Here is a 10,681-nt window from a genome sequence, read left to right as displayed (position 1 = left end):
GGTTGAGGAGCGGATTCACAGATCGACTGAAGACGACGCCAGCATACGCCGAGCACCGTGAGGCGTTTCACCGACAGAGCCGTCGAAGACGGCGAAGTCGGCTTTTTCCCTCCAGGGTTTTCGAGGAGCGGTTCCCGAAGGGAACCCGACGTTCACGAGAGCGGAGCTCTCGTGCAGCCCATCAGAAATCTCCGATTTCTGAGGACGAAAAAAAGGTGGAGGTTTAGCCGCCGAGGAACTCCCGGCGGACCTCCTCGTCGTCGAGGAGGGCGTCGCCGTCGTTCTCGTAGCGGTTCTGGCCGTTGGTGAGCACGTAGCCGCGGCCACAGCGTCTGAGCGCCTCCTTGGCGTTCTGTTCGACCATCAGGATCGTGGTGCCGGCGTCGTTGATCTCGTCGATCCGATCGAACATGTCGTCGACGAGGTCGGGCGCGAGCCCCGCGCTCGGCTCGTCGCCGACCGCTACAGCGGGACCTCGGTCCCGTCGCCCGCCTCCAGCGCGTCCCGGTAGACCGTCTCGCCCGCCGCGGCGTCCAGCGTCGCGGATCCGACGCTCACGACCACCAACACGCCGCCGGGCGACTGCCGGACGTATCCGTCTCCGAGGGGGACGCCGAGTTCGACCAGGTCGTCCGCATCGAGACCGCTCGCGAGGAGGTCGCCGGTCTCCGCGACCTCCTCGGGCACGTCGGCGAACACCCGCTCTGCTCGATCGAGGACGGCCGGGTGCAGCTCCTGCATCTCCTCGGTGAACGCGCCGACCGCGACGACGAGGGTTCCCGATCCGAGGGCGTCCGGTGGGAAGACGGGCTCGGTCGCGGTCGTCGCGGTCACGACGACGTCGGCCCCCTCGACGGCCGCCCGCGGCGTGTCGACCGCGCGCGCCGGGATCCCCCGCTCGCTCAGGTCGGCGGCACACGTCTCCCGCGAGTCGCTCGGCGAGTGGATCCGCACCTCCGAGAGGGCCGCCACGGTCGCGATCGCGCGAGTCTGCCAGCGCGCCTGCGCGCCCGCACCGAGAACGCCGAGCGTGAGTCCCTCGTCGTCCGACTCCGAACCCGGTTGCCGGCCCACCTTCGGCGCCAGCTCCCGTACCGAGACCGCCCCGATACAGCCCGTCCGGGCGTTCGTGATCGTCGTCCCCGCCATGAACGCCCTCGGGAGTCCCGTCCGGGCGTCCGTGAGGGCGATCTGGGCGTTGATCGTCGGCAGTCCGCGATCCGCGTTCCCCTCGTGAACGCCGACGAGCTTCGTCGCGTAGTGGTCCGCGCCGTGGACGTACGCCGGCATCGCGATCCCGGTTCCCGCGGGTTCGTCGCCGTCGAGGCCCGCCCCGACGGGGAAGTGCGGTCGGTGTGGCCGCTCGACCTCGCCGGCGGCCTGTTTGACCAGCGCGTCGTCCACCACGTCGACGAGTCCCGCCAGATCGAGGCTCCGTTCGACCTCCTCCGCGGAGAGTACGAGCACCATGTCCGGGGCGTCGCCCCCCGGCGACTTAGCCTGATCGTCGAGCCGACCGACCGCCACGGCGGCGACCCGACCGATCGCTACGACGGCGACTCGACCGACCACCACGACGGCGACCCGACCGGACGGCCGCCGACTCGACCGGCCGCGTCGTACGTTTATATGCCGGGAGGGCGATCGCCGGACATGGACGTACTCGTCGTCGGCGGGGGAGTCGTCGGGCTCTCGGCCGCGTACTCGCTTTCCGACCGCGGCGCGAACGTGACGCTCGTCGAGAAGGGATCGCTCGGGAACGGGAGCACCGCTCGCGCTGCCGGCGGGATCCGGTCGCAGTTCTCCACGCGCGTAAACGTCGAGCTGTCGCTCGCCAGCAAGGAGGTCTGGAACTCCTTCGAGGACCGCTTCGGCGTGGACATCGGGCTCCGGAAGAACGGCTACCTGTTCCTCGCCCGCTCGGACGAGACCGCGGAGCAGTTCCGCGAGAACGTCGAGATGCAGCGCGAGCTCGGCGCGGAAAGCGAGCTGCTCACGCCCGCGGAGGCGACCGAGCACTGTCCGGGCCTCGATCCCGATCCGTTCGTCGCGGCGACGTACAACCCGGACGACGGGATCGCGGATCCGAACCTCGCCGTCCAGGGATACGCCGAGGCCGCCCGCGAGCAGGGCGTCGATATCCGGACGAAGACGGCCGTGACCGACCTCCATCGCGAGGACGGTCGCGTCGTTGCGGCCGACGTCCGCGGCGTCGACGACGCGGCGGAGACGGAGCGCCACGAGGTCGATTACGTCGTCAACGCCGCGGGCGCGTGGGCCGCGTCGATCGGCGAGATGGCCGGCGTCGACCTGCCGATCGCCCCGCGACGGCGGCAGATCGCGGTGGTCGATCCGACCCCCGCGGTCCCGGAGTCGGTTCCGCTGACGATCGACCTCGAGACGGGGTCGTACTTCCGGCCCGAGCGGGACGGGGTGGCGCTCGTTGGCGGCCACTTCGACGAGGACGACGACCCGGACCAGGACCCCGACGCCTACGACGAGGGGATGGACGTCGAGTGGGCCGCGCGCGCGGTCGAGCACGCCGCCGAGTACGCCGAGTACTTCGGGCTCGACACCCGGATACAACGGGGCTGGGCCGGACTGTACGCGGTCACGCCCGATCACCATCCGATCCTCGAGGAGACGGTCCCCGGCCTGGTGACCGTCGCCGGCTTCTCCGGACACGGGTTCCAGCACGCGCCCGCCTCGGGTCGGATCGTCGCCGACCTCGCCTTCGACGGCGGGACCGATCTCGTCGACATCTCACCGCTCGCCGGCGACCGGTTCGAGCGCGGCGAGACGCTCACCGAGCGCAGCGTCGCTTGAGAACGGACGGCGACGCCGCCGCGTCGGGACCCATCGACCTATCGCTCCCTGACGGCGTCGGGCGGAAGCAACACGCCGCCCGAACGGAGCAGCGGGAGCGCCGGGTCGTCGTCGATGTCGGCCGCGAGACGTCCGATGGCACGGGAGCCCGGAACGGCCACGACCCCGGCCGCGAGGAACGACGCGGACTCGGGGAGTTCGTCGCCCGGAACCGTCGACCCGGCGTCGAACGCCGCGCCCTCCGGGAGGACGCGCTCGCCGGGGAGATACGCACCGGCCGAGGCGAGCAGCTCGGCCTGTGCGGCGTCCTCGAGGTCGAACGAGTCGCCGCGACGGAGCACCGTCCCGTTCCGCAGGACCGCGTCGAGCTCGGATTCGAGTTCCGGACGTCGCTCGTACAGGTCACGGACCACGTCGCCGGGGATCAGGGTTCCCGGCCGGAGGACGTCGGCCAGGAACGAGGCGGGAGGAGCGATATCGTCGCCGGGACCGTCCTCGCGCCTCGAGCCGCTCCCGGCGTCGGCGGCGAGCGCTCCGTAGAGTCCGGGTGCCGTCGCGGCCGCCCGCTCCGGCGGGCACAACACGACGGTTCCGTCGATCGCTTCCGACTCGAGGAGTGCGTGGCCGGGAACCGACACGAGCGCGCGCCGCCAAGGTCGTCGGTGGTCGGTCCCGCCGGCGCGCGTCAGGAACGCGCGTCCGGGGAGGACGACGACGGTGTCCGCGGCGGGAACTCGCCTCGTCGTCACGTAGACGCCGTCGGCTCCCGGCGGTCGTTTCGGCGGTTTCTCCCGGCCGCTCCCCCGACCCTGGCACCGTCGGTCGGGATCGCCTTCGGCGACGGCCCGTCTCGCTGAGGAGCGGATCTGTCGTGCCCGCTGGTGGCCGACCCCATCGAGCAGGTCCGCGAGGCCGTCGATCGGGGCGTTCGCGACCGCCTCGACCGACGCGAGTCCGTGCTCGCGGAGTCTCGCTGCGCGGACCTCCCCGACCCCGTAGAGGTCCTCGAGCGAACTCACGGTCGGCACCTCCGGCGTGGCGGAACCCCAGGGACGGCCGGCGGCCGCGTCATTCCACGGACACCTCCGTGATCCCGGCGTGTGCCAGCTCGAACGTCTCCGTCGCGACCCCCGAGCCGACGGCGGAGAGCGTCGGGCCGTCCCATCGCACCGGGCGCGCGCGCTCACATCGCCAGGCGCGGGCGGGATCGCCGTGTTCGTCCAGGAGGGTCACCCGGGCGGTCCGCACCGTGCCACGTCCGTCGGTCCACTCGCGGAACCACTCCCACAGCTCCGTCCGGTCCGTCACGCCGCGCCGGAGCTCGAGTCGCGGGGATTCCTGACTTCGATGCGTCACCTCGGAGCCCGCCGCTTCGAGACCGCCACCGCCCCACGACGCGTCGCGTTCCAGGAGTCGTCGCCAGAGCGATCCGTCCGCCTCCGGATCGTCGTCGACGCGCGCCGAAATGCCACGGACTTCGCTGAACCCCACAGCACCGATCGCGTCGATCTCGACGACGAACCGGTGATTCGGGTACGGGTCCGTCCGGACTCCCTCCTCGGATCGGACTCGCCCCTCGGGTCGAGTCTCGCCGTCGGGTCTCGTCTCCGCGTCGGTCATCCCCCGTCCCCGTCCGCGGTCGTGTTCGGTACGGTCCCGTCCGGTACTACCTCGTTCGGGCTCGAAACGTCCGCGCCGGAAGTGGCGTGTCTCCGAACGCGCCGCGTTCGGTCGGGCCACATGCTATGCGATCCGCTGCATTCCTTCGTGGACGATCCCGAGCCGTTCGATCGCGACGTCGGACCGGTCCGCGGAGAGGTCCGGAGCGGTGTAGCTGCGAGGCCACGCGTTCTCGAACTCCCATCGTGGGCCGGCTTCGCCCTCCTCGTCGAGGAGGACCACCGCGATCGGTCGCCGAGCCTCGTCGACTTTTCCCTGTTCCACGAGCTTCCGCCATTCGAAGAGTTCGACGGAGTCGTCGGTCGCCCCCGCCTCCAACACGAGCGGACCGTACCGGTTGAGTCCGGCGAGCTGCCGCGGAGCGGGCGGTTCGTTCCCCTCGCGGTACTCGACGACGTCAGTCCGGGCGGTCGGAAGCGAACAGCGGCTGAACCCCGCCTTCGTGACGCCATCGATCTCGAGGAGGTATCTGATCCGCCGGTAGGGTCCGTGTCTATCCGGCATCGGCGAACCCCCGTGTACCCCGTTCGCGTTCACGTGCCGGTGCGGTGTGCGTCGTGGCCGCGGTCGCGTTCCGTATCATGGTGATCGTTGTCTATTGACAACTAACCTAAACCAACGACGGGCGTCCCAATTAATTCTGTCGGGCGGGATCGCGATGCCGAGGCGGAGCGCTCGGCGCGGTTCGCCTCACGCGGACGCGACCGCCCGCTGGAGTTTCTCGGTCGAGAGGTTTCGGCCGGTAACCGGGACGACGACGGTCTCGCCCGCGATGTCGTCCATCGATCGCACCGCCGCGACGGCCGCCGCTGAGGCCCCCTCGATGAGGACCCGTTCGGTCGCCAGCACGTCCCGGACGCCGTCCCAGATCGCCTCCTCCGGAACGGTGATCAGCTCGTCCAGCCGGTCACGGAGGATCCCGACCGTGAGCGCGAACGGGGCTCGCGAGGAGATCCCCTCGGCCTCCGTCGTCGCCTCCTCCCCCGCGTCGAGGTGTCCCTCGTGGTACGCCCGGTAGGTCGCGTCCGCGGCCGCCGACTGGACGCCGACGACGTCGGCGCCGCCGACCGCTCCGACCGTGAGACAGTACCCCGCCGCGCCGCTTCCGCCGCCGATCGGGCACACGAGTCGGTCGACCGCCGGGAGCGACTCCAGCACCTCCAACCCGGCAGTGCCGACGCCGGCGACGAGGTCGGGCTCGTTCGCCGAGTGGACGTACCGGAGTCCCTCCTCCGCGGCCCGGCTCTCGGCCCACTCGCGCGCCTCGTCGTAGTCGGCGCCGGTGGGAACGACGTCCGCGCCGAACCGCTCCATCGCGGCCACCTTCTCCGGGTTCGGGTCGGCGGGGACCGCGATCGTCACCGGGACGCCGAACTCGCGGCCGGCGTAGGCGACCGACTGCCCGTGGTTGCCCGTCGACGCGGCGATGAGCCCCGCCTCGCGGAACTCCTCGGGGAGCCGGTGACCGAGCGTGACGCCGCCGCGTACCTTGAACGCGCCCGTCGGGAGCGTGTCCTCGCGCTTGAAGTAGACGTCCGCGCCGGTCTCCGCGGAGAGCGCCTCGCTCCGGACCAGCGGCGTCCGCGGGAGGTACCGGCGGACGACGTCGCGGGCCTCGTACACGTCGCCCGGCTCCGGTGGTGTGAGGTCGTGATACGGGAATATCGTCGTCTCGTCTGGCGACTCGACCGGTTCGTACCGGCTCACGTCCGCCACCCCTCCCGCTTCTCGCCGAGGGCGTTGCCGTCCGATGCCGATCTCACGCGTCTCGTGTCGTCACGTCCCATGGATCTCACCCTGCTTCGCCCTCTCCACCGACGTCGATAAGCGCTTCGACCGGATGGACCGAGTCAAGGGAGGAGAACCGGTCACTCCGCGGTCGACGCCGACCGGATCGCGTCGGTCAACACGTCGACCGCGAGGGGGATGACGGCCTCGTCGACGTCGAACGTCGCGGTGTGGTGGCCGGTGGGATTGCTCGAGCCGAAGCCGACGTAGGTCGCGTCGCCGCCGTTCCGCTGGACCGCCCGCATCAGCCGGGTCGCGTCCTCGCTCCCGCCGAGCGCGTCGCCCTCGTCGGGCGTGACGACGGCGTCGTGCGTCTCCGCGGCCGCGGAGACGGCGTCGACCAGCGCGTCGTCACACTCGGCGCTCGGAGCGCCGTCGCGGAACGCCACGTCCACCTCGCAGTCGTGGAGCTCGGCCGCGCTCTCGAGCACGCGAACGGCGTGCTCCTCGAGGTACTCCCGAAGCTCCGTCGTCGTCCCCCGGACCTCCCCCTCGAGGGAGGCCGACTCCGGCACGATGTTCGTCGCGGTCCCGCCCTCGACGCGTCCCACGTTGACCCGGGTCGCGCCGTCGGCGTGCCGAGGGATCGAGTGGAGGTTCCCGATCGCGGTCGACATGGCCTGAATGGCGTGTGCGCCCTCCTGCGGGCTGTTGCCGGCGTGAGCCGGGGCTCCCTCGAACGTCGCCTCGAAGCCGTTGATCGCGAGGAACGACTCGATTCCGGGGATCACGACCCCGGTCTCCACGTCGAGGCCGACGTGGACGGCGAGAAGCGAGTCGACGTCCTCGAGGTGGCCGCTGCCGACGACGCTCGCCGCGCCAGCGCCCAGTTCCTCGGCGGGTTGGAAGAGCACCTTGAACGTCCCCTCGAAGTCGCTCGCTTTCACCGCCTCGAGGACGCCGACGCCGATGGCCGCGTGAGCGTCGTGGCCGCAGGCGTGCATGCGCTCCTCGTGGCGCGACCGGAACCCCTCCGCTGCGGGGAGGTGGTCGGGAGCGTCCGACTCGGACTGGGGGAGACCGTCGATGTCGACGCGGAGGAGGACGGTCGGGCCCTCTCCCTTCTCGAGGACCGCAAGCGCGCCGGTGTACCCGTCCTCGACCTTCGAGAGCACGTCCTCGTCGACGCCGGTCTCCCGGGCTCGCTCGCGGGCGCGTGCCAACTGGTCGTCGGTCGGGGGACGGACCCGCTCCTCGCGGTGGACCTCGCGGCCGACGTACAGCTCGGTGGGGCCGATCGCCTCCAGCTCCTCGACGATCCGGTCGGTGGTGTAGAACTCGCGCCAGCCGATCTCCGGACGCTCGTGGAGGTCGCGACGCAGCTCGATCAGTCGGGACTCGGATCTCGCGTTCACGGAGACGGGTTGGCGGAGGGATCCCTTAAGCGTTGATCCGTCGGCAGAACGGGAACTCAGTACGACTCGAGGGTCTCCGCCGTCGCGTCGGCGATGATCTCGGACGTGAGCCGGACGTCGTCCCACTCGACGTGCTCGTCGGGCTGGTGTGCGAGATCGACCGACCCGGCCCCGAAGACGACGGTCGGGATCCCGGCCTCGAGGTAGTGGCGGGCGTCGGTGCCGGCGGTGAAGCCCTCGTAGACGAGTTCCTCGATCCCGTGGGCGGTCGCGGCCTCGGCGACACGCTCGACGACCGGCTCGTCCCGGCTCACCTCCGACCCCTCGAACTGGACGGAGAAGCGCTCGAACGTGGGCGGGTGTTCGGTCAGCCACTCGCTTTCGTCGACGACCTCGTCGAGCCGCTTCCGGAACTCGGCTTCGACCTCGGCGACCGTCTCCTGCGGGGCGACGCCGATCCGGATCTCCGAGGCGAGGTGGGACGGGACGGAGGAGGCCCAGTCGCCCGCCTCGACGGTGCCGAAGTTGATCGGCCACGGGTTGTCGTACGCCGCGTACAGCGGGTGGGTGACGCGCTCCGCTCGCTCGCGTTCGAGGTCCTCGAACGCGTGGCGGATCCGCTCGAAGTGCGGGAGCACTGACTCTCCCTCCCAGGTCCGGGCGGCGTGCGCCGACTTGCCGAAGACCTCGAGCCGCTTCATCAGGCTCCCTTCGGCGGCGACGACGAGCGCGAAGTCGGTCGGCTCGGCGATGATCGCCGCGTCGCGCTCGAAGGGGTACGGGTTCTTTCCAGCGGCGGTCGCCGCGCCGATCCCGCCCTCCTCCTCGCCGGCGACGCCCTCGACGACGATCCGGCCGTCGAGGCCGAGTTCGTCCGCGCGCGCCTCGACCGCGAGCGCGGCGAAGACGCAGGCGGCGACGCCCGACTTCATGTCGAGCGACCCGCGCCCGTAGAGCCGTCCGTCCTCCCAGCGGGGATCGAAGGGCTCCACCGTCCAGGAGCCCTCGTCGACCGGGACCACGTCGAGGTGGCCGTTCAATACGACCGTCGGCCCCGCGTCGGGATCGCCGAGCTCGAGGACGCCTCCGACGCTCGGTCGGTCCTCCAGATCGAGCGTTTCGACCGGCGGGAACGAGGGGTTCGCCTCGAGGACGGCCGGTTCCGGCTCCCACTCGTACGTCTCGAATCCGAGGTCCGCGAGGTGGTCGCGGAACCAGGCTTGGACCGCGGCCTCCTCGCCCGGATAGCTCTCGAAGGAAACCAGTTCACGGATCGTCTCCCGTAACGCGTCTTCGCGGACGTCCATTCTACCGGCGATACCACCACCACCCATAACAGATTTCGGATCCTCCGGGACGGTACCGTCTCGCACGGATCCGGGGTGCGAGCGTCGGCGTCGTGTGTCACTGGTTCTCGAGCGCGTCGAGGACGCACGCGGCGGCGATCACCGCCTCCCTCGGCACGTCGCCGGCGTCGTCGATGCTGACCGTGTAGGCGTCCCGCAGCGAGAACTTCCCTTCGATGTCGCCGACGTGGTCGCCGTCGGCGTCGAATATCTCGTACTTGTTCGGGACGAGGTTGGCGACCGAGACGAGGTGTCGAAGTGCCGAGAGGAGTTTGTTCTTCGACCGGATCGTCGCCAGCGCCTCGCCCGTTTCGGGGTCCCGGATCGTCCAGTTCTCTACGAACAGCGAGAGGTCCTCGTCGAGGACGACGACCTCCTCGCCGGTTCCCGCGTCGACGATCGCGTAGTTCCCCGCGACGTCCATGATCCCGCCCGCCTTGACGGTGAACGCGTCCGCGCCGTCGCCGGTGACGAACGGGAACTCCTCTTTCATCTTGAACATCTTCTGTTTCCCGCGGAGGACGACGTTCCCGGTGCCGTCACGGACGGTGTACTTGTTCCGGATCGCAGACTGTTTCACCTCGTAGCCGTCGTCGACGAGATCGATCGTCGAGATGTCGTACGGGTTCGTTCGCGACTCGTGGATGGAGGGCTCGGCCATGCGATAACGGGAACCGACGACTCGGAAAAAGGTTCCGCTCGTCCGGTATCGGCCGTCCTCGACGACGACCGATGACCGCTTGATCCCCGCCACGTCGCTCGATCGAACGCTTCTTGCCTCGACCGATCGTCCGGGCGAGCGATGGAGTTCGGTCTCGGGTTCGCGGTCGTCGCCGCCGTCGTCTGGGGCGTCTACCTGTTCGTACTGAAACGGTGGTTCGAGGGGTACTCCGCGGCCGCGCTCACCGTCTGTATCAACGCGTTCGCGCTGGCGTGGTACGCCCCCGTTACCCTCGCCGACAGCGGGGGCTCCCTCGCCGCGCTCGGCGCGTTCGGACCTCCCGAGGTCGGGATCGTCGCGCTCACCGTCGCGGCGACCGCGCTCGCGTTCGTCCTCTTCCTGCGGGCGATCGCGGAGGGACAGGTCTCGTACGTGGCACCCATAAACAAGGTCGTGCCGATGTTCGTCCTTCCGCTCGAGGTGCTGCTCCTCGGGGAGGCGTTGCGTCCGGTTCAGGTCCTCGGCGTCCTGATCGCGACGTTCGCGGTGTACGTCGCCAACTACGAGCCGGGCGGACTGCTCGAGCCGTTCCGCAGGGCGGCCGCGTCGCGGCCGGCCCAGCTCGCGTTAGTGAGCGCGATGTGTTACGCCGTGAGCGACCTGGGCAAACGCGTCGCGCTCCAGGAGCTCGCGCTCCCCGAGACGCTGTGGGTCCCGCTGCTCCTGGCCGGCGTCGCGCTCGTGTTGCTTCCGAGCGCGATCCGTCACCCACCCTCCGGCGTCCGCGAGGACCTCCCGAAGCTGGCCGCCGCGGGCGGGATCGTCGCGGTCGGCGAGCACGTCACGACGCTCGCGTTCGCGCTGTTGCCCGCCAGCATCGCCTCGCCGGTGATAAACACGCAGGCGATCGTCGCGGTCGTTCTCGGCGGCGTCCTGCTCGGCGAGCGCTACTTCCGCGTCCGCCTGATCGCGGCGCTGCTCGCGGTGATCGGCGTGGGATTGATCGCGCTCTGAGCGGCGGTCGC

At 70.4% G+C, this 10,681-nt stretch carries 10 protein-coding genes and 1 pseudogene; 2 read left to right on the top strand and 9 right to left on the bottom strand.

The window, feature by feature from the left end; all coding sequences use genetic code 11:
• Positions 1 to 223: 223 nt before the first annotated feature.
• Positions 224 to 559, bottom strand: a pseudogene (locus tag OKW78_RS11690) (ABC transporter ATP-binding protein); the annotation flags it as partial.
• Positions 463 to 1,470, bottom strand: coding sequence for an ornithine cyclodeaminase family protein (locus tag OKW78_RS11685; RefSeq protein WP_281195341.1), 1,008 nt, complete (start codon positions 1,468 to 1,470; stop codon positions 463 to 465). The pseudogene OKW78_RS11690 and the gene OKW78_RS11685, both read right to left, overlap by 97 nt.
• 183 nt (positions 1,471 to 1,653) lie before the next feature.
• Here OKW78_RS11685 and OKW78_RS11680 point away from each other — a divergent pair, with 183 nt between their 5' ends.
• Entirely contained in the window at positions 1,654 to 2,826 is a 1,173-nt protein-coding gene (locus tag OKW78_RS11680; protein ID WP_281195340.1) for an FAD-binding oxidoreductase, read from the top strand.
• A gap of 38 nt (positions 2,827 to 2,864) precedes the next feature.
• On the opposite strand, the gene OKW78_RS11675 is transcribed toward OKW78_RS11680, so the two are convergent.
• The 7 genes from OKW78_RS11675 to OKW78_RS11645 all read right to left on the bottom strand — a co-directional run bounded on the left by OKW78_RS11675 (position 2,865) and on the right by OKW78_RS11645 (position 9,656).
• Positions 2,865 to 3,845 (bottom strand): helix-hairpin-helix domain-containing protein, encoded by a 981-nt coding sequence (locus OKW78_RS11675; protein WP_281195338.1) that lies wholly within the window; start codon positions 3,843 to 3,845, stop codon positions 2,865 to 2,867.
• 49 nt (positions 3,846 to 3,894) lie between these two features.
• Complete coding sequence (locus OKW78_RS11670) at positions 3,895 to 4,446, bottom strand: phage tail protein (RefSeq protein WP_281195337.1); 552 nt, start codon at positions 4,444 to 4,446, stop codon at positions 3,895 to 3,897.
• A gap of 123 nt (positions 4,447 to 4,569) precedes the next feature.
• Positions 4,570 to 5,010: a phage tail protein gene (locus tag OKW78_RS11665; RefSeq protein WP_281195336.1), complete on the bottom strand. Its 441-nt coding sequence runs from the start codon at positions 5,008 to 5,010 to the stop codon at positions 4,570 to 4,572.
• Positions 5,011 to 5,196: 186 nt separating this feature from the next.
• Positions 5,197 to 6,213: a threonine/serine dehydratase gene (locus OKW78_RS11660; protein ID WP_281195335.1), complete on the bottom strand. Its 1,017-nt coding sequence runs from the start codon at positions 6,211 to 6,213 to the stop codon at positions 5,197 to 5,199.
• 161 nt (positions 6,214 to 6,374) lie between these two features.
• A complete protein-coding gene (locus OKW78_RS11655) occupies positions 6,375 to 7,649 on the bottom strand; it encodes an amidohydrolase (RefSeq protein ID WP_281195334.1) in 1,275 nt (424 codons plus the stop codon).
• 56 nt (positions 7,650 to 7,705) lie between these two features.
• Positions 7,706 to 8,956 (bottom strand): ArgE/DapE family deacylase, encoded by a 1,251-nt coding sequence (locus OKW78_RS11650; RefSeq protein WP_281195333.1) that lies wholly within the window; start codon positions 8,954 to 8,956, stop codon positions 7,706 to 7,708.
• A 97-nt stretch (positions 8,957 to 9,053) separates the two neighbouring features.
• The gene (locus OKW78_RS11645; RefSeq protein WP_281195332.1) at positions 9,054 to 9,656 is read right to left on the bottom strand and encodes an LURP-one-related/scramblase family protein; all 603 of its coding nucleotides are present in this window, start codon (positions 9,654 to 9,656) and stop codon (positions 9,054 to 9,056) included.
• Positions 9,657 to 9,797: 141 nt separating this feature from the next.
• Between OKW78_RS11645 and OKW78_RS11640 the strand changes: the two genes are divergently transcribed.
• Positions 9,798 to 10,670, top strand: coding sequence for a DMT family transporter (locus tag OKW78_RS11640; protein WP_281195331.1), 873 nt, complete (start codon positions 9,798 to 9,800; stop codon positions 10,668 to 10,670).
• The last annotated feature ends 11 nt before the right edge of the window (positions 10,671 to 10,681 follow it).

Origin of the sequence: Halorubrum sp. F4 (assembly GCF_027257195.1) — an archaeon.
Lineage (GTDB): Archaea > Halobacteriota > Halobacteria > Halobacteriales > Haloferacaceae > Halorubrum.
Note: the sequence above shows the minus strand (reverse complement) of the source record. Positions and strands in the feature narration are given on the sequence as shown.